This window comes from Apibacter sp. B3935, from assembly GCF_009827705.1.
Classification (GTDB): Bacteria; Bacteroidota; Bacteroidia; order Flavobacteriales; family Weeksellaceae; genus Apibacter.
Genome location: NZ_WINL01000005.1, coordinates 109646 through 135204 on the forward strand (window position 1 = coordinate 109646; position 25559 = coordinate 135204).

Below are 25559 nucleotides of genomic sequence, written 5' to 3' on the forward strand. Positions count from 1 at the left end.
TTTAATTATGCTTTTTATCCCTCAAAATTTGAACCAAAACCGGATAAAAATAAAAAAGGTTACGTTTATAGTAACCTTTTTATATAGATTATAATTTTAAAATCTTAATTTTCTAAGGCTTGAGCTCCACTAACAATTTCAATTAATTCATTGGTTATGGATGCTTGACGAGCTTTATTATACGATATGGATAGTTGATTTTTTAATGCTTTAGCATTATCTGTGGCAGCCTGCATAGCAGACATTCTTGCTCCATGTTCTGCAGCATTTGAATCCAATATCGCTTTAAACAGCTGAGTTTTTAATGATGTAGGAATAAGATGTGTTAAAATACTTTCCTTAGAGGGTTCATAAATATAATCGCTAACTAAGGAAGAATCATTGATATTTTTAGAAAGTTCAATTGGTAGAAATTGCTCGACTTGTAAAAGCTGAACTACCGCATTTTTAAATCGATTATATACCAATTCAATTTGATCATATTCACCATTTAAAAACAACTGCATAAGTTCTTCAGATATTTTAGAAGAATTTTCATAAGTTGGCGCATCCCATAGCGAACTGCAATTTTTATATATGGATACAGATTTTTTTAAATTTTCATATCCATTTTTTCCTATTGTTAAAAGGTCAACTTGAGTATTTTTATAGTCATTTTCCAATAGATTTTTAACAGCTTTAACAATAGTAGAGTTAAAGGCCCCGGCAAGTCCTTTATTGGAGGTAATGACAACTAATAAAACCTTTTTAAGTTCTCTCTTTTTAGCATATTCTGCACCACCGGAATCAGAGTCAAGAAAAGGACTAACATTTGATAATAATTCTTGCATTTTTTCTGAATAGGGGCGTAATCTTACAATAGCATCTTGCGCTCTTTTCAGTTTAGATGAAGAAACCATCATCATTGCACTTGTAATTTGCATAGTCGAATTTACAGAGGCAATTCGGTTTCGTATTTCTTTTAATGTTGCCATTTTCTAGAATATTCTTTTTTATTTATGAATAATTTTTTACAACTCCGGCTATTATCGTATCTAAAGAAGAAGTAATGGAATCATCTATTTTACCTTCTTTTAAACTTTTTAATAAATCGGCATGTTGAGTTCGTAATGTTTCCGTTAAATTTCTTTTAAAATCCTGAACTTTATTGACAGGAACTTCACGTAATAAATTTTGAGTTCCTGCATATATAATAACAATTTGTTCTTCAACAGGCATGGGTGAGTTAACGGACTGTTTTAATATTTCAACGTTTCTCTCTCCTTTTGCAATAACAGCGGCAGTAGCCGGATCTAAATCGGAACCAAATTTTGCAAATGCTTCCAATTCGCGGAATTGCGCTTGGTCAATCTTAAGTGTACCGGATACCTTTTTCATAGGTTTAATCTGAGCAGCTCCACCTACACGTGATACAGAAATACCAACGTTGATCGCAGGTCTTACTCCTGAATTAAATAAATCCGATTCTAAAAATATTTGTCCGTCTGTAATAGATATTACATTAGTAGGAATATACGCAGAAACGTCTCCTGCTTGAGTTTCAATGATTGGCAGAGCTGTTAATGATCCGCCCCCTTTAACTTTACTTTTTAAAGATTCCGGTAAATCGTTCATAGTTGAAGCAACCTCATCATTATCAATAATTTTAGCGGCTCTTTCTAACAAACGGGAATGCAAATAAAATACGTCACCCGGATACGCTTCACGTCCCGGAGGTCTTCTTAATAATAAGGAAACCTCACGATAAGCAACTGCTTGTTTAGATAGATCGTCGTAAATAATTAATGCAGATCTACCGGTATCGCGTAAAAATTCTCCGATGGAAGCTCCGGCAAATGGAGCATAAACCTGCATAGGAGCAGGGTCAGAAGCGTTAGCGGCAACCACAACCGTATAAGCCATTGCTCCTTTATCTTCTAATGTTTTAACAATTTGCGCAACTGTAGATGCTTTTTGGGCAATAGCTACGTAAATACAATATACGGGTTTGCCTTGATCATAAAATTCTCTTTGATTTAGAATAGTGTCAATGGCTACTGTAGATTTTCCGGTCTGACGGTCACCAATAATTAATTCCCTTTGGCCTCTACCGATAGGAATCATAGAGTCTATTGCTATAATACCGGTTTGCAAAGGTTCATTTACGGGTTGGCGAAATAATACACCGGGTGCTTTTCTTTCCAAAGGCATTCTGTATAATTCTCCGGAAATCGGACCTTTACCGTCTATTGGAGCACCTAAAGTATCGACAACTCTTCCTATCATTCCTTCACCCACATCGATAGATGCAATCGTTTTAGTTCTTTTAACGATATCTCCTTCTTTAATGCCATTGGATTTACCCAAAAGAATTACACCTACATTATCTTCTTCTAAATTTTGAACCATTCCTTCCAATCCATTGGAAAACTTTACAAGCTCTCCTTGTTCTGCATTACTTAGTCCATATATACGGGCAATACCATCTCCAACCTGTAAAACAGTCCCCACTTCTTCTAAGGAAATATTTTGATCGAAATTTGATAATTGCTGTTTTAAAATTGCAGAAACTTCTGCTGGTTTTATATCTGCCATTGTGGTCTTTTTATTTATAAGTTATAGCTAAAAAATTAAAATATTTTATTACTTAATTTTTTTTGAATATTAGTTAGTTCGGATTTTACGCTTGCATCGATTTGTTGATCACCCATACGTAAAATATATCCTCCAATAAGAGATGCATCAATTTTATTTTCAATAATTGCTTTTTCTTGGTTAATTTTTGGGAATGAATTTAAAATTTTGCTTACGGTTTCTTGATCTAATGGTATAGCAGAAATAATTTCTACGCGTTGTATGCCATTATATACATCGTATAATTCCAAGACTTGTTGTGCTATTTCCAATAAATCATTTTCTCTCTTATGCCTTACTACTAAAGTAATAAAATTACGAGAAGTAGGAGAGAAGGATTTGAAAATTTCGTTTACAATATTAATTTTTTTATGGGTTTCAATTATAGGGGATTTTAAAAAGAATTGAAAATCTTTATTTTGATTGATTATATCAATTAAAGATTTCATTTCTTTAACGATAGTTTCACTTTCATGTAAAGACAGGGCATACTCCCATAAACCCGTTGCATAGCGCTTAGCAAGTCTAACTACTGACATTTTAGTTTAATTTTGCTTGGTTTACTAATGAATCAATAAGCTTTTTTTGTTCTTCAGGAGAAGATAGTTCTTTTTGAAGAACTTTTTTTGCGATATCAACGGATAAATCTGCCACTTCACTTTTTATTTGATTGATCGCAGATATTCTTTCCGCATTAATGGTTTCTTTAGCTGATTGAATAATTTTATTGCTTTCTGCAGTAGCAGCATCTTTGGCATCGTTGATAATTTTATCTTTAATTTCACGGGCTTCTTTAAGAATGGCTTCGCGCTCCATACGAGCTTCTTTTAAAATTTGCTCATTTTGAGAGGTTAATTTAGCCATCGCCTCCCGTGCATTTTTAGCTTCATCTAAAGATTTCTGTATTGAGTTTTCTCTATTTTCTAAAGCTTTTAAAATAGGTTTCCAGGCATATTTTCCTAAGATTATTAATAAAACTATAAAGGAAATAGTCATCCAAAATATTAAACCAATTGAAGGAGTTAATAAATCCATATTTTATATCTTTTTTAACTTTTTATAATAAGAGTTTAAATAAATGCTTTTTTAATTAAAAGAAAACTCGAATAACCAACCGTTATCATTTCGAGTTTTCTGTTATTTTTCTTCTTATTTAATCAAAGATACCACAATTGCAAATAAAGCAACTGCTTCAACTAATGCAGCTAAGATTAATGCAGAAGCCTGAATTTTTCCTTGAGCTTCAGGTTGTCTTGCAATAGCCTCCATCGCTTTTCCACCGATAAGACCGATTCCAATTCCTGCTCCAATAGCAGCTAAACCTGCTCCAATTACTGACATTCCCATGTTTACTATATATTAAAAATTAATGTTCTTCGTGATTATCTTCTGTTGCCATACCGAAATATAGTGCAGAAAGAGTTGTAAATATATATGCTTGTAAGGCAGTTACTAAAATTTCAATTACACTTATAAAGACTACTGCAATTATAGATACAGGAGCTACAAAATAAGATTTAAATATAAAAATTAATGAAACTAAACTGATAATAATAATGTGTCCGGCGGTTATATTAGCAAATAATCGAACCATTAATGAAAAGGGTTTGGTAAAAATACCGATAACTTCAATGGGTGCTAAGAATAATTTCATCGGGACAGGTACGCCGGGAGTCCAAAATATATGTTTCCAGTAATTTTTATTTCCACTAATATTAGTAATTATAAAAGTGATAACAGCCAATGTAAAAGTAACAGCTATATTTCCAGTCAGATTAGCTCCAAATGGAAAAAATGGAATTAACCCCATAACATTGTTCAACCATATAAAGAAAAATACAGTTAACAAATAAGGCATATATTTTTTATATTTTTTTTCTCCGATATTTGGTATAGCTATTTCATCTCTTACAAATACAATCAAAGGTTCAACAACGGCAGCTACTCCTTTAGGAACTCCGGTATAAGATTTTGATTTATAATATCTGGCTGCTGAAATAAATACAATTAATAAAATTCCAAGGGAAAGCCACATAGAAAATATATTTTTAGTAATTGAAAAATCCCAAGGAGCTTTATTGATAGGATGATGTTGATCGTCCAAATGAACAATTTGGGATGATTCTGTTATATATTCCCCCGATGCATTTTTTTTGGTATTAGCATAATATATTTTTTCATGAAATTTAATAAATCTCATTCCATTTTTCTCTACTACTACTTCACCATCATCATTTCCTTTAAATTCTTTAGAAGAAAACAGTACTAATCCATTATCAGTCCAAAGGATTACAGGTAAATAGAGTGTGACATCATCGCCCCATATTTCAAATTGATGAGAATCCTTAACATGGTGCATGGCAGTTTCAGTAGGATTAAATGTTTCTGAATCATTACTTTTAGTAGTACCCTCAGCAAAAGTGAAATTAAAGGTAAAAATTAAGACTAAAAAGCTAAATGCAAATTTTATCATATTTTTCTGATTCATGTATATGGTATATGCAAATATAAATATTTTTAAAACACATTCCATGTGTATGATTTTTATCATATTTTAATGTTTGCTACCCAAGAAAATATGATTTATATTATTTTTGTTTTCTTGATACTTGGCGTATTATATTGATGAGTCCGATTCCTATTCCTAATAAGCTGAAAATTATAATAAATAAAGGTTTCATAGAAAGATATTTTTCATCTAGATAATAACCAATTCCCGTGAAAATTAATATGGTTACCATGAGTTGAAAACCTAACCCTGAATAAAATGCATAATCTTTCATTGATAATTATTCTCTAACAAATTTATAAATTTTCAAAAGAATAATTATAAATATATACTAATAATAAATAAATTAGATAAATTTATTTTTATATACATTATATGGCAGTTTTACTAAATATCTTACATCCAATTAAAAAAAAATTAAAAATTTGTAGTTTTAATAACTAATACTTAACTTTGCAAACCATATTTATGGAAAGGTTACGCAATTATGATATTTTATTTTCATCATTAAAGCTTGGAAGCCATAGCTTTAAGATGAGTATTGAGCAGCCATTTTTTGAATTGTTTGATTTCATACAGGAGTTTAAAAGTCCTAAAATTGAGGTTGAAATTGAAATTATAAAACATTCTTCTTTTTTAGAATTAAAAGTAAAAACAGAAGGTGTTGTAGTTTTAGAATGTGATATATCCGGAGAAGAATATGAGCAAGCTGTTAAAAATGAAATCAAAACATTAGTTAAATTTGGAGAATCTTATGATGATAGTAATGAAGAAGTTTTAATTTTACCTTTAGGTTCTCATAGTATAAATGTGTCTCAATTAATTTATGAAAGTGTGCTTTTATCCATACCTATGAAACATGTTCATCCTAAATATTCCGAAGGATATGAGGACGAACATACCCATTTACTTGAAAAGTATGGCCTGTCTGATGAAGAAGGCGAATAAAATATAAAATAAAAAAATATTTAAGGAAGAATTATGGCACATCCTAAAAGACGTCAGTCATCTACAAGAAGAGATAAAAGAAGAACTCACTATAAAGCGTCAGTTCCTCAATTAGCTAAATGTTCAACAACCGGAGAATTGCACCTGTTCCATCGTGCATACTGGCATGAAGGAAAATTATACTACAGAGGAAAAGTAGTTATGGAAAAGGCTGTTGAAGAAGTTGAAGAGTAAATCTAAGTTAGTTAGAATCTAAAAATATAATACCATTTAATTTATTAGTTAAATGGTTTTTTTCTGTATAAAATTAATTTATTTCCTTTACATTTGGGAAAATTTAAATAAAAGCTCTAGCTCATGGACATTAAAGACATTCAAAATTTAATTAAATTTGTATCTAAATCAGATGTTGCAGAAGTAACATATAAGACAGAAGAATTTGAGATTTCCATTAAAACCAAAAGTGGTTCAGTAGTATATACACCGGAAGTTTCCCAACCAATACAAGCTGTGACAAATCATCCGGTAGCTTCTTTGCCAACTGTAACAAACCAATCAGTAGCTACCCAGAACGATGAAGATACATCTAAGTATGTAACTATAAAATCTCCAATGATTGGTACATTCTACAGAAAACCTTCCCCTGATAAAGAAGCATTTGTTAATATAGGAGACACTGTTAGTGCAGGTAGTATAGTTTGTGTGATAGAAGCAATGAAATTATTCAATGAAATAGAATCAGAAGTTTCAGGAAAAATTGTTAAATTTTTAGTTGATGATGCTTCACCCGTTGAATTTGACCAACCTTTATTCTTAGTAGATCCATCTTAAATAATCAAAATTAAAAGTTAAAGTGTATGTTTAAAAAAATTTTGATTGCTAATAGAGGAGAAATCGCTATGCGAATTCTTAGAACAGCAAAAGAAATGGGTATAAAAACGGTTGCTGTTTACTCTACGGCAGATGCTAAGAGCTTACATTTACGATTTGCCGATGAAGCAGTATGTATTGGACCTTCATCAAGTAAAGACTCCTACCTAAAACAATTGAATATTTTAGCAGCTGCAGAAGTTACTAATGCAGACGCTATTCATCCGGGATATGGTTTCCTTTCTGAAAATGCTAATTTTTCCAGATCTTGCCAAAAGATGGGAATTAAATTCATCGGTGGTACTCCTGAAAATATAGAAAGAATGGGAGATAAGGCTTCTGCAAAAGCAACCATGAAAGAGGCGGGAGTTCCCACTGTACCGGGTTCAGACGGTTTAATAAAATCGTATGAAGATGCTGTTAAAATTGCTAAAGAAATAGGATATCCTGTTATGCTTAAAGCAACAGCCGGAGGTGGTGGAAAAGGAATGAGAGCTATCTGGAAAGAGGAAAACCTTAAAAGTTCTTGGGAATCTGCAGTTCAAGAAGCCGAAGCTGCTTTTGGGAATGGGGGGATGTATATGGAAAAGCTTATTGAAGAACCTAGACATATTGAAATTCAAATAGCCGGAGATAAATATGGTAAGGCTATCCATCTTTCTGAAAGAGATTGTTCAGTTCAAAGACGTCATCAAAAATTAGCAGAAGAGACGCCATCTCCATTTGTTTCAGAAGAATTACGTAAAAAAATGGGTGAAGCAGCTGTAAAAGCAGCAGAATATATAGGATATGAAGGAGTAGGTACAATTGAATTCTTAGTTGATAAATATGGAAATTTCTATTTTATGGAAATGAATACGAGAATTCAAGTTGAACATCCGATCACTGAACAAATTACCGACTTAGACTTATTAAAACTTCAAATAGAGTTAGCAGCAGGTGCTAAAGTTCCTAAAAATAATTTTTATCCGCAAAGACACTCCATAGAATGTAGAATTAATGCAGAAGATGTTTACAGTGATTTTCGTCCATCACCCGGAAAAATAGTTACCTTGAATATTCCCGGAGGTAATGGAGTAAGAGTTGATACACATGTTTATTCAGGATATACAATTCCACCTTTTTATGATTCTATGATTGCTAAATTAATAGTAACAGCTCCTACACGAAGTGAAGCTATTATTAAAATGAAGAGAGCATTAGATGAATTCTATATTGAGGGGGTTAAAACTACTATTCCTTTACACAGACAGCTTATGGATGATCCAAATTTCTTGAAAGGAGATTATACGACCAAATTTATGGAAGATTTTGTTTTGGATAGAAAATATGAATACGATCTATAAGCTATATTATTAGTAAATTTATATATGGAATTTATATGTGAAAATTTATAAATTTAAAAGAAAAAAAGGAAATTAAATAAAATTTAATTTCCTTTTTTAGTTTCTATAATTCATCCTCGTCTAGAAGTTCGTCATCATTGTACGAATCATCATCATCGTCGTCATAGGAATCGTCATCGTCGTCAAATTTAATGTTCATGTCAACATCACCCACATCACTGAAATCGTCAATATTTGATGGTGAAGTAAACTTTTTATCAGGTGCTTTTAAAGGCATTTTACCAAAACGATACACCGTTAACGGATAAACACCTATCGCTTTTCTATCAATAATTTCTAACAATTCTACGTAAAAAGACCACATTTTCATAAAGTCATAAACAAATAACATTTTATCTCCGACTTTTGTAAAAACTTCTTTAATATATACGTCTGACATGGTCTCACCCTCGCCATCTTCATCCATATCTTCTAAAGGAATCTCTGTGCCTTGAGTCCAATTATCATCAGACTTATAAAATGAAGCTAACTCGTCACCTTGTAGACTAAAAGCACTTTTAATGCCTTCATATAAATTCCACAATGTTTGCAAATCCTTAATCTCAATGTCTCGAAAAACGTCCCCTTCTGTTTCAAGAATTACTCTAATCTTATAAATCATATAGTCTAGTTTTTACGTTTTAAATTTAATTTTTTTCCTAATTGTAACATATAGTTGTATGAGTTTTTATAGTCGTTTGTAATAGTGCCTTCTAATATACCTTCTTTAATTGCTTCCTTAATTGTTCCAATTTGTTTTCCTTCTATAATTTCGAAAGCTTCCATAATATCATGTCCGGTAATAGGCGGTTGAAAATTTCTTATTTTATCTTTTTCTTCTACTTCCTTTATTTTTTCTTCAACGTAATCAAAATTTTGCTTGAAACGTGTTTGTTTCTTTATATTCTTTGTTGTGATGTCAGCTTTGCAAAGTAAAAATAAATCTTCCAAATCATCACCCATATCAAATAATAATCTTCTCAAAGCACTGTCCGATGCATCATCTGTAATAAGTGATATGGGACGCGAGCTATTCTGAACTAGTTTTTGAACATATTTTAAGGGATCGCCCAGAGGTAATTTTAATCTTTTAAATAGGGAAAGAACCATCTTACTACCCACAAATTCATGAGAATGAAATGTCCAACCTATTTTTTTATCAAATTTTTTAGTTCGAGCTTTACCGATATCATGTAATAAAGCAGCCCATCTTAACCATAAATTGTTTGTAGTTTTACTAATATTGTCAACTACTTCAAGAGTATGAAAAAAGTTATCTTTATGTTTTTGTCCCTCAACTTCTTCAATACCCTGCAAATCGGTTAGTTCCGGTAAAAATCGTTGTAAAAGATTTGCTTCATATAACAATTTCAGACCAATACTAGGTTGAGGAGACATCATAATTTTATTAAACTCATCCATAATTCTTTCCTTTGATAAAATATCAAATCGTTCAGCATTTTCTTTAATCGCAAGAAAAGAAGACGATTCAATGATAAAATTTAGCTGAGTTGCAAATCGTATGGCTCTAATCATTCGTAAGGGATCGTCTGAATAGGTAATTTCAGGATCTAAAGGCGTACGAATGATTTTTCTTTTTAAATCTTCTAATCCATTAAATGGATCGACCAATTCTCCAAAATTTTCTTCATTTAAGCTTATCGCTAATGTGTTAATAGTAAAATCCCTTCTATTCTGGTCATCTTGTATAGTACCCGTTTCAACAAAAGGTTTCCGGCTATCAAAAGAATAACTTTCTTTTCTCGCACCCACAAATTCAACATCATAATCCTTAACATGGATCATAGCGGTACCAAAACGTTTAAAAACGGATACTTTTGGTTTGGAATGTAGTTTATCTGCAACGGATAAAGCTAATTCAATACCGCTACCTTCAGTTACAATATCAATATCTTTAACTTTCGGTCTTTCCAAAAGGAGATCACGAACAAAGCCTCCGATAACAAAAGTTTGTTGTTTTTTGTCCGAAACAACATGAGTTATCAGTTTAAAAATAGGATTTTGTATTGCGTGGCTTAAATTCATTTAGTATTTATTCTCTAATTACTTTAATTCGTCCATCCTCAGATAGTTGTATTATGGAAGAAGATGCAAATTGCATATTTTCTTCGTGGCGCAAATTTATTATATAATCTACACCTTCCAAAATTTTGCAAGAAATTGATGAAAAATTTTCCGGAGATGGTTCACCACTGATGTTTGCTGAGGTCGACACCAAGGGTTTATTAAGTTTTGAAATTAATTTTTTACAAAAGGGATCCTGCGTTAAACGAATTCCTATAGTATTTTCGTCAGAAATCAATAGAGCAGGCAAGTTTTGCGGTTTATCATATATTATGGTTAATGGCTTGTTTGCTAAATCAATCAAATCCCAAGCCAATGAAGAAACATTAACATATTCTTGAAGCCTTCTTTCAGATTCTACCAAAATAATTAAATTTTTAGATTTATCCCTATTTTTTAATTTGAAAACTTTTTCAATGGCTTCCTCATTGGTTGCATCACATCCAATCCCCCAGATGGTATCAGTGGGATACAGAATAGTTCCTCCTTTTTTTAAAATTTCAACTGCTTTTTCAATTTCTTCCTTTTCCATAATTGTTTAAAATACAAATATAAAACGGCAAGGTTTTATAAAAATAATTTTTACACTTTTTATTTATAAGTTTATTTTAAAATTTTATGCATATTATTGAATGTATTTATTTTAATGAGCAAAAAAATATATAAATAATTGCCAGTCATCAAATAGACTGTTATATTTGCAAACCAAATAAAAATACATTATTTATAATTAAAACTTACCAATGAAAGGAAAAGGACTTGTTAAATTTTTTGCAATTGTTCTTGGGTTAATATGTTTGGCGGAATTATTCCCAACATTATATGTTAACCGTATAGAATCTAAAGCAAACAGTTTATCTAACGGAACGGAGGCGAGTAAAAAAGCTGAGCTTGATAAATTAGCTAAAGATACTTTGAATCTCGGAATAGTTAAGATGAATTATTATGATGCCAAGAAGAATGAAATGAAGTTAGGATTGGATCTTAAAGGCGGATTAAATCTATTATTAGAAATTTCCGAAAAAGATCTATTGTTGGATTTGGCAGATAATTCAGAAAATCCGGTATTTAGAAAAGCTTTAGATATAGCTACTTCGGAGGAAGTGAAATCCAGGGATACCTATACAGCTAATTTTTTTAAAGCATTTCAATCAGCTAAATCGGAATTAAATCAGCCGGATTTAAAATTATCCAGTCCTGATGTTTTTGGTACTAGAGATTTATCCAATCAAATTCAACATAACACAACCGACGAGCAAGTTGAAAAATATATCTCCGGAGTTATTGAATCCAAAGTTACTAAAGCAATAGATGTTATAAGGGCCCGTATCAAAAAACTAAATATTGATGAACCCAATATTGCACGAGTACCCGGTACCGGTAGAATATTAGTGGAATTACCGGGAGTTACTGATGCTGATCGTGTAAAAAAGTTACTTCAGACTTCTGCGAGATTAGAGTTTTGGGAAGTGTATGATCAACCTACCGCATGGTCCTATCTAATGGATGTTAATCTAAAGGTTGCTAATAACAAATTAACTCCCTTATTGAAACCGTCTAATCGATCCAATGCATTAGCAGTTGCTAAATTATCTGATACAGCAGCAATTAATAAAGTTATATATTCAGATAAAGCTAAAAAATTATTACCGATTGGTTTACGATATATAAAATTATTATGGGCTTCTAAACCGGATTCCCAATCTAACAACGAGTTAGAATTATATGCCATTCGTGGAACTAAAAATAACAAAGCTCCTTTAGTCGGAGCAGTTACTGAAGCAGGTTTAACTTTCGACCAATTCAACAGAATACAAATAAGTATGCAAATGGGACCGGAAAGTGCCTTGGTTTGGAAAAATATGACTGAAAAAAATATTGGTAAACCCATTGCAGTTGTTCTTGATGATGTAGTTTATACTGCTCCTAATGTCAATTCAGTTATTCCAAACGGTCAATCAGTTATTAGCGGTAATTTTACAGAAAGAGAAGCTAACGATTTGGTTGATGTTTTAAAATCCGGTAATCTACCGGCAAAAGCAAAAATTATCCAATCAGAAATTGTAGGTCCAACTTTGGGTCAACAATCTATAAACAATGGATTAATATCTATAGTTGTTTCCTACTTGTTTATTTTAGGATGGATGATTTTTTACTATGGAAAAGCAGGTTTATACGCGAATATAGCTCTTATATTAAATTTATTTTATTTAATAGGTATTATGGCTTCCACGGGTGCTGTTTTAACTCTTCCCGGAATAGCAGGTATAGTACTTTCTATGGCAATGGCTGTTGATGCTAATATTATTATTTTTGAAAGAGTTAAAGAAGAGTTGAGACGAGGAAGACCTCTAAAACAAGCATTTATTGAAGGACAAAAACATGCTTTGGCAGCAATTATTGATGGTAACTTAACTACATTAATTGTGGGTATTGTGCTTTTATTTAGCACCGGACCGATCAAAGGTTTTGCGGTTACCTTAGTTATAGGTATTTTCTGTACCCTATTTACTGCAATATTTATAACCAGTATGCTTATTTATGGATCTATGGAAAAAGGTAAAAACTTTTCTTTAGCTACAAGCATAACTAAAAACTGGTTTACCAACGTTCATTTTAAATGGATGGAAAAAAGAAAATATGCTTATATTTTCTCATTGGTTATAATGGTTATTGCCTTGGTTTCCATGTTCACCAAAGGTTTTGATAAAGGGGTAGATTACACGGGAGGAAGAACTTATGTAATTAAACTGGAAAAAAATATTTATCCGGAAGAAGTAACCGAATCATTAGAAAAATTATTTACTACTGACGGAGAATCTTCGAATATTAATGCTAAAAAATATGGAGAAGGTAATCAAGTAAGAATAACTACTAAATATGGAATGGATAGTAATGATTCGAATATTGATGTAGTAATTCGTGAAAAATTATATACAGGATTAAAAAATTATCTTCCGGCTAATTATTCTAAAGAAAGTTTTGTAAAAGGTACCCCTTATGGAATTCAATCAAGTTCAGAAGTGGGTCCTACAGTAGCCAGTGGGATCGTTAGAAATGGAGTTATTGCTGTATCTATTGCATTAGCAGGTATTTTCATTTACATTTTGGTACGATTTAGAAATTGGCAAATGTCGACCGGTGCGGTTGCAGCCTTATTACATGACTCGATAGTTGTAATGGGTGCATTTTCCGTGTTGAGTTGGCTAAAAATCATACCTTTTTCCGTGGAAATAGATCAATCCTTTATTGCTGCTATTTTAACCATTATCGGTTATTCAATTAATGATACCGTAATTGTATTTGATAGGATTAGAGAAAATAAGAAAAATAATGCGCACCACTTAATGACTTTAGAGGAATTATATAACGATGCAATTAACCATACTTTAGGAAGAACTATAAATACGGGTGTTTCTACAATTATGGTAACAGTTATTATATTCTTCTTCGGAGGTGAAACTTTACAAGGATTTATGTTTGCACTATTTTTAGGATTTACATTTGGTATGTATTCATCTATATACATAGCATCTTCTTTATCTTATGATTTAACTAAATATAATTATGATAAAGAACATTCAAATACGAAAGTATCCACTATAAAATAATATTTTATGTTGTAATAAAAAAAGGTCTTGAATTTCAAGACCTTTTTTTATAAACAATATGTATAGGGTAAGTGAATTTTGAATTTTACAGGATTGTTAGGCTTAAAATGTTATTCCACACATAAAAATTCTCATTTATTATTTAAAATTATTATTATAAGTACTTATTAAAATTTAATCAGAATGAATACGTTAAATTCATTTAAAATCGGAAAATACATATGAGAAAGTTGTAAATTTGTAAAAAATAAATGTAGATATTGTGAGTTTTGGAGAAATTATAGTTATACTTTTAGTAGTGGTCTTATTGTTTGGCCCTGATAAGATTCCTGAAATAGCAAGAGGGTTAGGTCAGGGGGTACGAGCTATGAAAGATGCCACCGATAATATTAAAAGAGAAATCATGTCTCAAGTTGATGACAACGGATCAGTTAAAGAAATAGAAGATGAAATAAATGAGGCCAAAAAAAATATGGATCAAAAGGTAAGTGAGGCTACTGATCATTTAAATGATTTTATGGATGATACGTTCGACGGTCCTGTAAAAAGAAGTTAATGGATAAAATTATAAAATGGGATGAAGAATTATTTTTATATTTAAATAATTTAGGAAGCCCAAAATTTGATGCTTTTTGGTTATTTATAACTAATGAATACTATTGGATCCCTACTTATTTTTTTATATTTTTAGTTATTTTAGAAAAATATGGATGGAAAAAAGTTCTTTTAGTCGGTTTAAGTATTGCTTTAATGATTTCTTTAACCGATTCTTTATCCTCATTAGTTAAAAATTGGATTCAGCGACCAAGACCTTGTAGAAATCCGGAATTAGAAGGGGTTTTTAGGCTAGTGATTGAAAAATGTAGGGGATCCTATTGCTATTTTTCCGCACATGCTGCCAATTCTTTTAGTTTAGCTACCTATTTAACTTTTCTTTTTAAAAAAGAATATAAATATTCATCTATTTTATTATTCTCTTGGGCTATTTTGGTATCTTATAGCAGAATATATGTAGGAGTACATTTTCCTCTGGATGTTCTTTCAGGAGCATTTATCGGCGTTTTAATAGGATGGTTATTTACTAAAACGCAAATATTTATTCTTAAATAAAAATATTTTTAATAGACCATTTTGAAAATACCTAATCCCTAGGAAGATTTTTTAGGGTTAAATACAAATGGGAAAATGATAAAAATTGTTAGAGAATAAGCTGCAAAAGTAAACCAAACATATGGCCAGTTGGTAATGCCATTGACTGTAAAATGCTCAACCACCCATCCACTACCGTAGCTTCCTAAAATAGCACCAAGTCCGTTCGTCATAATCATAAATAGTCCTTGAGCGCTAGAACGCATACTCTTATCAGTTTCTTTATCTACAAACAAAGATCCTGAAATATTGAAAAAATCGAAAGCCATTCCATATACAATCATGGATAAAATTAAAAGATAAATTTTATTAGCCGGATTTCCTAATCCAAACAGTCCGAAACGTAGAAACCATGCAAACATACTTATCATAATCACTTTTTTGATTCCAAATTTTTGTAAAAAGAAAGGTATTAATAAAATACATAAAGTTTCAGAAATTTGTGATATAGATAGTAATAAATTAGGGTGTTTAACGCCAAAAGAATCGGGATATGTGGATTTAAAACTATCTAAAAAAGGACCTCCGAAAGCATTGGTTATTTGGAGTGAACAACCTAACAGCATGCAAAAAAAGAAAAATATAGCCATTTTCCTATTTTTCAATAAGACAAAAGCATCCAGGCCTAATGCATGTACTAATCCTTTGTTATTAACATTTTTACTTGGTGGTGTAGCCGGCATCGTAAAGGAATATAAGGCCATAATAATTCCGGCTCCCGCACTAATGAAAAGTTGAACAGAACTTCTGGCAAAACCTAAGAAATCAACCGTCCACATAGCTGCAATAAAACCAATGGTTCCCCAAACTCGTATAGGAGGAAAATCGGTAACTGAATTTAAACCATTTTTTTCGAGAGCATTATAAGAAACAGAATTAGTCAATGATATGGTTGGCATATAAAAGCAAGTATGCAGGAATAGCAAAAGATAAAATATATGGTATTCTTTAACTTGGGAAGCCATGAAAATAAATATGGCAGCTAGAATATGACTTATACCTAATAATTTTTCAGCATTTATCCACCGGTCGGCAACTATACCCAATAAGCCGGGCATAAAAAGAGAAGTAAATCCCATAGTTGCAAATAAACTTCCGATTTGGATTCCGGTAAATCCTAACCCACCCTCAGTTATAGGTAATCCGGCATATCCTCCCAAAGATATTAACCAAGAACCCCAAATATAATATTGAAGAAAAACAAGAATAATTAGTCGTAACTTTATGCTCATCTTTTTTTAGTATTTTGATATGTAGCTAAGATAGTAATTATTTTTTTTGATTAAGATAAATAAGAGTATGATATTTTGATTCATAATTGATGAACAAAAAGTATAATTATACTTCTTTTAAATAGCTTTAATTAAAAACTTTTAAATTAATATATCATTAGTGTTATCTTTTATATAAAAGGATAATTTGATGCAAAAGAAAATTAAAATAATATGTATTAAATTTAGTGAAAATTGACTTAAATTAATTATTCAATTGATGCAAATTATAATAGTAAACTTTATAAATCCTTTTCTTGAAATTTTTATATTAATAATTATCAATTAATAAATAATCTTCATCAAATTTCAAAAAGATAAAATAATATATAGCACCTAATGTTGTAAAATAGGATTATTTTTACTTGAAATCAGTATTTATTTTTAATATAATGATTCAAAAAGTGCTGAAAAAAATATTATTCAAAAAAGCCTTATAATTTTGTATTATTTATAAAAAGTTATACTTTTGCACCGGCAAGTCCTGCACAACCAGCTCCTGTGAATCCTCCAGGGTGGGAACGCAGCAAAGGTAAACGGTTGTAGCGGTGTGATGCAGGTAGCTTGCCTTTTTTTATTGGTACTGACTGAACTATTCTAAACTATATAAACTAAATTTTTTCAAAACTTTAAAATTATGTCTGACCAATCTTCTCCAAAGTATATATTTGTTACAGGTGGTGTTACTTCTTCACTTGGAAAGGGAATTGTCGCTGCATCTTTAGGAATGCTTTTAAAAGCCAGAGGTTACAAAGTAACCATTCAAAAACTCGATCCATATATTAATATTGATCCGGGAACTCTAAATCCCTATGAGCATGGAGAATGCTATGTTACTGAAGATGGAGCTGAAACTGATTTAGATTTAGGGCACTACGAAAGATTCTTAAATAGTCCTACCAGCAAAGACAACAATGTTACTACCGGAAAAATCTACCAAACAGTTATTGATAAAGAAAGAAGAGGAGACTTTTTAGGAAAAACTGTACAGGTAATCCCTCATATTACAAATGAGATAAAAAGAAGAATTAAAATATTAGGCAAAAAAGGAGATTTTGACATCATTATCACCGAAATAGGAGGAACGGTAGGAGACATTGAATCCTTGCCTTATGTTGAAAGCGTACGCCAATTACGTTGGGAATTAGGATATCAAAATTCGATTGTAGTACACCTAACTTTAATTCCATATTTAGCAGCCAGTGGAGAGTTAAAAACTAAACCTTCTCAACATTCCGTACGTCAACTTATGGAATATGGAGTACAAACCAATTTTCTGGTATGTAGGACAGAATGCTCAATATCTAAAGAAGTACGCTCTAAATTAGCATTATTCTGTAACCTTAATATTGATAATGTAATTGAAAGTAAAGACCTTCCTACCATCTATGAAGTTCCTTTATATCTGCAAAATCAGAATTTTGATGCATTAGTGTTAAAAGAACTAGGTTTATCCACAGATAAAAAACCGGATTTAAAACAATGGAATGATTTCCTGGATAAATATAAAAATCCAAAGAGTAATGTTGAAATAGCCTTAGTAGGAAAATATGTATCTCTTCAAGATTCCTATAAATCGATTGTAGAAGCTTTAATACATGCAGGCGCTACTTTAGAAACTAAAGTAAATATTCGTTGGATATACAGCGGAGATCTTACTTATGAAAATATTTCCGATTATTTAAAAGGTGTGGATGGAGTTATAATAGCTCCCGGATTCGGAGATCGAGCAATTGAAGGAAAAATTATAGCCTGTCAATACGCAAGAGTTAATAAAATACCTGTATTAGGAATCTGTCTAGGTATGCAAATCGCGGTCATAGAATTTGCTAGAAATGTACTTGGATATAAAGATGCAGATAGTGTTGAATTTAACTTACATACCTCAGCTCCGGTTATCTGTTTAATGGAAGAACAAAAAAATGTCACCAATAAAGGAGGCACTATGAGACTGGGAGCGTGGGCATGTAAACTTAAAAAAGGCTCTATAGCAGAAAAAATCTACAATGCACAAAATATAGAAGAACGACACAGACATAGATACGAGCTTAACAATGAATATATAAGTGAGTTTGAAAACAAGGGTTTAGAAGCCATTGGAACTAATCCTGATACAGGGTTGGTGGAAGTTATACAAGTAAAAGATCATCCATTCTTTATAGGTGTACAATACCATCCGGAATATAAAAGTACGGTAGCTTCTCCCCACCCATTATTTTTAGCATTAGTTAAAGCATCTCAAAATTATCAGATAAACAAAGTAAAGAATGCAACAGGAAAGCAAATTTGATAAAAACCAGCTGATTGGTTTTATTCTTATAGGGATTATTTTAATTGGATTTTTGGTTTATTCCAATAATCAACAAAAACAGGCAATAGATGAAGCCCAAAAATCCGAACAGCAACAAATCAAATCTGAAAATATCTCTCAGAATACCAATGATAAGTCAGCACCCGTAAAGTTAGACTCACTTGCTCAGGCTAAGGTAGAATTATTACCTTTTTCAAATGATGAAATAGAAGTTAAAGTCAGCACACAAGGAGCTCAACTTCGTGAAGTACGTTTAAAAAAATGGACGGCTTATGATAAGGATACAACCCTTCACAAAAAACCTTTATATCTTGTAAATAATGAAAATACCGATTTCAATATTTCATTTAAAGATAAGGCAGGTAAAATAATTAATACAAGAGATTTAGTTTTTACACCATCAACGGAAGGAAATGTAACCGTTTTAACTGCGAATTTAGATAATACGAGTTTTATTCAATTTCGTTATGCACTGAAAGGAAAATATTCTATAGATTTTCAGGTTGTATCGAAAGGATTATCAAAAATTACCTCCCAGCAAGATGCCGAATTATATTGGAATCAAAATGCGATCGCTCTTGAAAAAGGAAAATCACAAGAAACCACTTATACAGAGTTTAGATACAGTTTAAACGATTATTCTCAAACTGATTACGATACAAACGGATTTACAGAAGATAAAGACAAAATAGATTGGATTAGTGTTAAACAACAATTCTTTGCAACTATTTTAGAAGCACAGAACGGATTTTACAAATCCAAAGGTACACAAGAAGCAGAAAGAGATAACCCTGATTATCTTAAGAATTTTACGTTTACAAGTATAGTTCCTATCCAACAAGGAGAAATTAATCAAAAATATACTTGGAATTTTCTACCCTTAGATTATGATCTATTGAAATCTTACAAAGCAGATAATGGAAACAGTAAACAGTTTTCATACAACATTCCATTTGGATGGATGAAATGGCTTTGCATATTTTATTTATGGATTTATGAATTTTTATCAAAATTCGGTATTGCAGCAGGGTGGATAATTTTCTTAATGACCATCGTGGTAAAATTAGTTACCTCTCCTATTATGTATAAACAATACATTCAAGGAGCAAAAATGCGAATTTTAAAACCGGAAATTGACGAATTAAACGAAAAGCACAAAAATTCAGATCCGATTAAAAAGCAACAAGCTACGATGGAATTATATAGAAAAGTAGGGGTTAATCCACTAGCAGGATGCTTACCGGCATTAATACAAATACCTATTTTCTATTCATTATTTAGATTTTTCCCGAATAATATAGCTTTAAGAGGACAGTCCTTCCTTTGGGCAGATGATCTGACCGCTTATGATTCTATTTATGAATGGACAACACATATTCCAATTTTATCAAGTATTTACGGAAATCACATAAGTCTGTTTACGATATTATACTGTTTAGTATTATTAATTTACACTAAAATGTCAACCTCTACCATGCAGGCACCTACACAAGAAGGAATGCCGGATATGAGGTTTATGATGTATTTGATGCCGATTATGTTTATATTTTGGTTAAATTCATATGCATCAGGTCTCTCTTGGTATTATTTAGTATCCAATGCTATAAATATACTTTTAATCTTATTGATTAAAAACTTTATGATCAATGAAGAAAAGTTGCATGCTAAGATGCAAGAGAATAAAACAAAGCCGGGTAAGAAAAAAAGTAAATGGCAGCAAAAAATGCAATCCATGTTGGAACAAGCTCAAGAGCAACAAAAACAGATTCAAGAACAAAAAATGAATCAAAATAAAAATAAGAAAAAGTAAATCAATCCTATAATAGAAGTAATAAAATCAGCCTTTTTGGCTGATTTTTTATTTTTGTATGATTTTTGAAAGATTCATATAAAATAAAAAACATAACCATGAATTACCGTATAGAGAAAGATACTATGGGAGAAGTACAAGTTCCCGCTGACAAATATTGGGGTGCCCAAACTGAAAGATCAAGAAATAATTTTAAGATAGGACCGGAGGCATCAATGCCCAAAGAGATAATTGAAGCATTTGCCTATCTAAAAAAAGCGGCCGCATATGCTAATACTGATTTAGGAGTATTACCTTCAGAAAAAAGAGATTTAATAGCCAAAGTATGTGATGAAATCAGTAAAGGAGAATTAAATGACCAATTCCCGCTAGTTATATGGCAAACCGGTTCAGGAACTCAATCCAATATGAATGTCAATGAAGTAATATCTAATCGAGCATTGGTACTAGGTGGAGGTAAACTAGGTGAAAAGAGTCCCATTCATCCTAATGACGATGTAAATAAATCCCAATCATCTAACGATACCTTCCCAACAGCAATGCATATTGCAGCCTATAAAAAGGTAATAAAACATACCTTACCGGCAGTTGAAAAATTAAGAGATACATTATTTAATAAATCAGAGAAATTTAAAGATGTAGTAAAAATAGGAAGGACCCATTTAATGGATGCCACCCCCTTAACTTTAGGACAAGAGTTTTCCGGTTATGTTGCTCAATTGGATCATGCCATTAAAGCTATAAAAAATACCCTGACGCATTTATCCGAATTAGCTTTAGGAGGAACAGCTGTAGGGACAGGATTGAACACTCCTAAAGGTTATGATGTCAAAGTTGCAGAATATATATCTAAATTTACCGGATTGCCATTTGTTACTGCTCCTAACAAATTTGAAGCATTAGCAGCTCATGATGCAATAGTTGAAACACACGGAGCACTAAAACAATTAGCCGTTTCACTTTTTAAAATAGCTCAAGACATACGATTACTTGCATCCGGACCTAGAAGCGGAATAGGAGAATTATTTATACCGGAAAATGAACCAGGATCTTCCATTATGCCGGGCAAAGTAAACCCTACACAAAATGAAGCAATGACGATGGTATGTGCTCAAGTATTGGGTAATGATACAACTATCTCTTTTTCCGGTACACAAGGAAACTATGAACTCAATGTTTTTAAACCGGTTATGGCCTATAATTTTTTACAATCAGCCCAACTATTGGGAGATGCTTGTAAATCATTCAACGATCATTGTGCCATCGGAATTGAGCCTAATTACACAAGAATAAAAGAACTCGTTAATAATTCCCTAATGTTGGTGACAGCCTTAAATACACATATAGGGTATGAAAATGCTGCCAAAATTGCTAAAACAGCACATAAAAACGGAACAACATTAAAAGAAGAAGCAATTAATTTAGGTTTAGTAACTGCCGAACAATTTGATCAATGGGTTAGACCGGAAGACATGGTAGGAAGTTTAAAATAATTAATAAAAAATTTATGAAAATCAGCATAAATGATTTTTTATTTTACGACTACGAAGCTGTATAAAAGTTGTATTATAAAGGAATATGGTATTATTTTTGATATATAAAATTGGAAATTATCAATACAATTTATTATACTAATAACTTCGTAATATATCTAATTTAAAATGTGGATATAAAATAAATAAGTTACCTTAAAATTAAAGGTGATAGCTACAAAATTAAGAAAAAATTAATTTTAAATCAATATAAAATCACATGATATATATTTTATTATATATGTCCTTTTCTTAATGCATAATCCACAAATGATTAGTATATTTGTATGATCTTAGAATGTAAAAATCTATATAAAAAAACATGTCTAAAAACACAAATAAAATTAAGAAAATAGGTGTCTTAACCTCAGGAGGAGATTCTCCCGGGATGAATGCTGCCATAAGATCAGTTGTAAGAGCAGCTAATTATTATGGAATAGAATGCTGTGGAATACGAATGGGATATGATGGGCTGATTAATGATATGGTTGTTGATTTAGGTCCTCGTTCAGTAAGAAATTTAATAAATAGAGGAGGAACTGAGCTCAAATCTGCACGTTCCGATGAATTTAGAACTATTGAAGGAAGAAATAAAGCAGCAGAAACAGTAAAAAAACATAATATAGATGCATTAGTAGTCATCGGAGGAGATGGATCTTTCACAGGTGGAACTGTTTTCCAAAAAGAACAAGGGGTACCCTTTATTGGAATTCCCGGAACTATCGATAACGATATATTCGGTACAGATTTTACCTTAGGCTATGATACTGCATTAAATACCGTCGTTGATGCAATAGATAAAATCCGAGATACAGCCACTTCGCATAATAGAGTTTTCTTTGTAGAAGTTATGGGAAGGGATGCCGGGTTTATAGCTTTAAACAGCGGTATAGCTACCGGAGCATTGGATATACTTATACCTGAACAAAAAGATAGTATTGAAGATTTATTTTCTTCTTTTGACAATGCAAAACAAAAAGGAAAAACATCCAGTATTGTAGTAGTAGCTGAAGGAGAAAAATTAGGAGGAGTATATGATTTGGCTAAATTTACTAAAATGAAATATCCGGAATTTGACGTTAAAGTTACCGTTTTAGGTCATATTCAAAGAGGAGGATCTCCTACAGTTGCCGACAGAGTGTTGGCTTCAAGGTTAGGTGTTGCTGCAGTTGAAGGATTAATGGCGGGTAGATCTAATGTAATGGCAGGAATGCAATCAAGCAAGATCGTTTTTACTCCTATAGAAGAAGCAATTAAAAAGCATAATGAAATAGATAAGGATCTAATAAAAGTAGCAGATATCTTATCTACATAGATAAAATAAAAAAATTAATTTAGAAACAAACTTAAAAAAGTAAAGTATTATGTCAAAAATTAAAATTGGTATCAATGGTTTTGGTCGTATAGGACGATTAGTATTTCGTGCGGCTCAACATAATGAAAATATTGAAGTTGTAGGAATCAATGACCTTATTGATGTTGAATATATGGCTTATATGCTAAAATATGATACTGTTCATGGTAAATTCGATGGAACGATTGAAATTAAAGATGGTAAATTAGTAGTAAATGGAAATGCAATTAGAGTAACTGCTGAAAAAAATCCTGCAGATCTTAAATGGGGTGATATCGGAGCAGAATATATAGTAGAATCAACAGGTTTATTCCTTACAAAAGATAAAGCACAAGGTCACATCGACGCCGGAGCAAAATATGTAGTTATGTCTGCTCCATCTAAAGATGATACCCCTATGTTTGTATGCGGAGTAAACGATAATACCTATGTAAAAGGTACTCAATTTATTTCTAACGCATCTTGTACAACAAACTGTATATCTCCGGTAGTTAAAGTATTACATGAAAAATTTGGTATTTTAGAAGGATTAATGACTACAGTACATGCTACTACTGCTACTCAAAAAACAGTTGACGGACCATCAGCAAAAGATTGGAGAGGAGGTAGAGCAGCAGCAGGAAATATAATTCCATCTTCAACTGGAGCTGCTAAAGCAGTTGGAAAAGTAATTCCTTCTTTGAACGGAAAATTAACAGGTATGGCATTCCGTGTACCAACTTTAGACGTTTCAGTAGTTGACTTAACAGTAAATTTAGCTAAAGAAACAACTTATGATGAAATCTGTAAAGCAATGAAAGAAGCATCAGAAGGTGAATTAAAAGGAATTTTAGGATATACCGATGAAGAAGTTGTTTCTTCTGACTTTATTACAGACCCACGTACATCAATCTTTGATGCAAAAGCAGGGATACAATTAAGCCCTAAATTTGTTAAAGTAGTAAGCTGGTATGATAATGAGTGGGGATATTCAAACAAAGTTGTTGAATTGATTCAAAGAATTGCTAAAATTAACGGGTAATATTCATATTACTACTTTATAATGAATTGAAAAAGCTATCATTAATGATAGCTTTTTTTATTGATAAGTATAAAATTGATTTCACGAAAACAAAATATAAGTTACCTTAATATAAAAGAACAATCAAAATTTATTCTTTCTTGACAGAACATATAAAAATAACAACTAAGAAAAAGTTTACTATATAGTAACATTTGTCATGTAAAGTGAAGAAATAACCTACAATAACCTTGTTTATGACTATAAACCTATAACTACCTTACGGTTACACCTAAAATTTTTTACACAAAAAAACAATTAAAAGTAGGAATATAAAAAATAAATGCTATCTTTGCAACCTCGAAAAAGATTAACGAATATAAAGATATAAGATAACAACCGATGAAACGTACATTTCAACCTTCAGAAAGAAAGAAAAGAAACAAGCATGGTTTTCGTGAAAGAATGGCATCAGCTAACGGAAGAAAAGTCTTAGCAAGACGTAGAGCAAAAGGAAGAAAGCAATTAACTGTTAGCGAATACAGAGCTAAAAGATAATCTGCTAGAACATATCTGAAAAATTAAAAAGACTGCTATGATAAATAAGCAGTCTTTTTTGTTATATATAGTTTATATATCTTTTTAGATTTAATTTTATATATCAGTTTATTTAGCAAAAGACTTTAATAACTTGTTCGATATATATTATTATAAATTACAAAACAAAAAGCTATTCAGTTAAAGTAATAGTAAAGTGTACTATCAACCTATATATATAAAAAAAGTACTTGAATAAAAACATTAGAGAATACGAATACAAAAACTAGCAATATAAATAGTAGAGAATACAACCTATAAAGATTATAAAATAGAAAAGAATAAGAACGAGCCCATAAGGTCCAATACGAATGATCTAGAGAGAAGCAGGAATAAATAGAAAAAAAATTAAAAAATTTTTTGAGGCTTAAACAAGTGGTATTCAGGACATTAATGATTATTTAGCAAAAAAGATTAAAAAAAGATTGCAAAAAAACTTGCGGGGAAAGAAAAAGTAGCTATCTTTGCACCCGCAAGTCAGGAACAACGAAAGAGAAAAACAGAAGAAGAGAGA

The 25559-nt window shown here is 31.4% G+C and carries 24 protein-coding genes and 1 other RNA gene; 14 read left to right on the forward strand and 11 right to left on the reverse strand.

The annotated features are described in order from the left end of the window. Positions 1–104: 104 nt before the first annotated feature. From atpG to GFV00_RS09540, 7 genes are all read right to left on the reverse strand, one after another. A complete protein-coding gene (atpG, locus tag GFV00_RS09510) occupies positions 105–974 on the reverse strand; it encodes an ATP synthase F1 subunit gamma (protein WP_160557885.1) in 870 nt (289 codons plus the stop codon). Between the two features lie 22 nt (positions 975–996). Continuing rightward, positions 997–2574 carry a F0F1 ATP synthase subunit alpha gene (gene atpA / locus GFV00_RS09515; RefSeq protein ID WP_160557886.1) on the reverse strand — a complete coding sequence of 526 codons (1578 nt, stop codon included), beginning with the start codon at positions 2572–2574 and terminating at the stop codon, positions 997–999. 35 nt (positions 2575–2609) lie between these two features. Continuing rightward, positions 2610–3152, reverse strand: a complete 543-nt coding sequence (gene atpH / locus GFV00_RS09520; RefSeq protein ID WP_160557887.1) for an ATP synthase F1 subunit delta — start codon at positions 3150–3152, stop codon at positions 2610–2612. A 1-nt stretch (position 3153) separates the two neighbouring features. After that, a complete protein-coding gene (locus GFV00_RS09525; protein WP_105296978.1) occupies positions 3154–3648 on the reverse strand; it encodes a F0F1 ATP synthase subunit B in 495 nt (164 codons plus the stop codon). A 114-nt stretch (positions 3649–3762) separates the two neighbouring features. Further along, positions 3763–3960, reverse strand: a complete 198-nt coding sequence (atpE, locus tag GFV00_RS09530) for an ATP synthase F0 subunit C (RefSeq protein ID WP_055425716.1) — start codon at positions 3958–3960, stop codon at positions 3763–3765. 19 nt (positions 3961–3979) lie between these two features. Continuing rightward, a complete protein-coding gene (atpB, locus tag GFV00_RS09535; RefSeq protein WP_160557888.1) occupies positions 3980–5086 on the reverse strand; it encodes a F0F1 ATP synthase subunit A in 1107 nt (368 codons plus the stop codon). A gap of 115 nt (positions 5087–5201) precedes the next feature. Further along, positions 5202–5396, reverse strand: coding sequence for an AtpZ/AtpI family protein (locus tag GFV00_RS09540; protein ID WP_105296980.1), 195 nt, complete (start codon positions 5394–5396; stop codon positions 5202–5204). 194 nt (positions 5397–5590) lie between these two features. Between GFV00_RS09540 and GFV00_RS09545 the strand changes: the two genes are divergently transcribed. The 4 genes from GFV00_RS09545 to accC all read left to right on the forward strand — a co-directional run bounded on the left by GFV00_RS09545 (position 5591) and on the right by accC (position 8286). Further along, on the forward strand, positions 5591–6070 hold the full coding sequence (locus GFV00_RS09545) for a DUF177 domain-containing protein (RefSeq protein WP_160557889.1): 480 nt from the start codon (positions 5591–5593) through the stop codon (positions 6068–6070). 33 nt (positions 6071–6103) lie between these two features. Next, positions 6104–6304, forward strand: coding sequence for a 50S ribosomal protein L32 (rpmF, locus tag GFV00_RS09550; RefSeq protein WP_055425712.1), 201 nt, complete (start codon positions 6104–6106; stop codon positions 6302–6304). 123 nt (positions 6305–6427) lie between these two features. Beyond that, complete coding sequence (accB, locus tag GFV00_RS09555) at positions 6428–6901, forward strand: acetyl-CoA carboxylase biotin carboxyl carrier protein (RefSeq protein WP_160543074.1); 474 nt, start codon at positions 6428–6430, stop codon at positions 6899–6901. Between the two features lie 26 nt (positions 6902–6927). Further along, on the forward strand, positions 6928–8286 hold the full coding sequence (accC, locus tag GFV00_RS09560; RefSeq protein WP_105296983.1) for an acetyl-CoA carboxylase biotin carboxylase subunit: 1359 nt from the start codon (positions 6928–6930) through the stop codon (positions 8284–8286). A 103-nt stretch (positions 8287–8389) separates the two neighbouring features. Here the strand turns inward: accC and GFV00_RS09565 are convergent, their stop codons facing one another. Genes GFV00_RS09565 through GFV00_RS09575 form a run of 3 tightly spaced genes read right to left on the reverse strand, consistent with a single transcriptional unit; the run spans position 8390 to position 10927 of the window. Next, positions 8390–8947, reverse strand: a complete 558-nt coding sequence (locus GFV00_RS09565) for a hypothetical protein (RefSeq protein WP_105296984.1) — start codon at positions 8945–8947, stop codon at positions 8390–8392. Positions 8948–8952: 5 nt separating this feature from the next. Then, on the reverse strand, positions 8953–10371 hold the full coding sequence (locus GFV00_RS09570; RefSeq protein ID WP_160557890.1) for a CCA tRNA nucleotidyltransferase: 1419 nt from the start codon (positions 10369–10371) through the stop codon (positions 8953–8955). Between the two features lie 7 nt (positions 10372–10378). Beyond that, positions 10379–10927: an L-threonylcarbamoyladenylate synthase gene (locus GFV00_RS09575; protein ID WP_160543093.1), complete on the reverse strand. Its 549-nt coding sequence runs from the start codon at positions 10925–10927 to the stop codon at positions 10379–10381. 226 nt (positions 10928–11153) lie between these two features. Here GFV00_RS09575 and secD point away from each other — a divergent pair, with 226 nt between their 5' ends. The 3 genes from secD (at position 11154) to GFV00_RS09590 (ending at position 15131) form a co-directional block, all read left to right on the forward strand. Continuing rightward, positions 11154–14021, forward strand: a complete 2868-nt coding sequence (gene secD, locus GFV00_RS09580; protein WP_160557891.1) for a protein translocase subunit SecD — start codon at positions 11154–11156, stop codon at positions 14019–14021. 262 nt (positions 14022–14283) lie between these two features. Then, entirely contained in the window at positions 14284–14577 is a 294-nt protein-coding gene (locus GFV00_RS09585; protein ID WP_255571010.1) for a twin-arginine translocase TatA/TatE family subunit, read from the forward strand. Next, positions 14577–15131, forward strand: coding sequence for a phosphatase PAP2 family protein (locus GFV00_RS09590; protein WP_160557892.1), 555 nt, complete (start codon positions 14577–14579; stop codon positions 15129–15131). Before GFV00_RS09585 ends, GFV00_RS09590 begins: the two co-directional genes overlap by 1 nt. Before the next feature lie 38 nt (positions 15132–15169). Here GFV00_RS09590 and GFV00_RS09595 read toward each other — a convergent pair whose 3' ends face one another. Continuing rightward, positions 15170–16402: a nucleoside permease gene (locus tag GFV00_RS09595; protein ID WP_160557893.1), complete on the reverse strand. Its 1233-nt coding sequence runs from the start codon at positions 16400–16402 to the stop codon at positions 15170–15172. Between the two features lie 514 nt (positions 16403–16916). On the opposite strand from GFV00_RS09595, the gene ffs reads away from it, so the two are divergent. The 7 genes from ffs (at position 16917) to rpmH (ending at position 25006) form a co-directional block, all read left to right on the forward strand. After that, an RNA gene (ffs, locus tag GFV00_RS09600) (signal recognition particle sRNA small type) lies at positions 16917–17014 on the forward strand. Between the two features lie 64 nt (positions 17015–17078). Then, a complete protein-coding gene (locus GFV00_RS09605) occupies positions 17079–18731 on the forward strand; it encodes a CTP synthase (RefSeq protein WP_160557894.1) in 1653 nt (550 codons plus the stop codon). After that, positions 18709–20562, forward strand: coding sequence for a membrane protein insertase YidC (gene yidC / locus GFV00_RS09610; RefSeq protein WP_160557895.1), 1854 nt, complete (start codon positions 18709–18711; stop codon positions 20560–20562). Before GFV00_RS09605 ends, yidC begins: the two co-directional genes overlap by 23 nt. Before the next feature lie 98 nt (positions 20563–20660). Then, entirely contained in the window at positions 20661–22055 is a 1395-nt protein-coding gene (gene fumC, locus GFV00_RS09615) for a class II fumarate hydratase (RefSeq protein ID WP_160557896.1), read from the forward strand. 361 nt (positions 22056–22416) lie between these two features. Continuing rightward, positions 22417–23409: a 6-phosphofructokinase gene (gene pfkA, locus GFV00_RS09620; RefSeq protein ID WP_160557897.1), complete on the forward strand. Its 993-nt coding sequence runs from the start codon at positions 22417–22419 to the stop codon at positions 23407–23409. A gap of 49 nt (positions 23410–23458) precedes the next feature. Further along, positions 23459–24469 (forward strand): type I glyceraldehyde-3-phosphate dehydrogenase, encoded by a 1011-nt coding sequence (gap, locus tag GFV00_RS09625; protein WP_160543085.1) that lies wholly within the window; start codon positions 23459–23461, stop codon positions 24467–24469. Between the two features lie 381 nt (positions 24470–24850). Then, entirely contained in the window at positions 24851–25006 is a 156-nt protein-coding gene (rpmH, locus tag GFV00_RS09630; RefSeq protein ID WP_055425699.1) for a 50S ribosomal protein L34, read from the forward strand. Positions 25007–25559 lie beyond the last annotated feature (553 nt).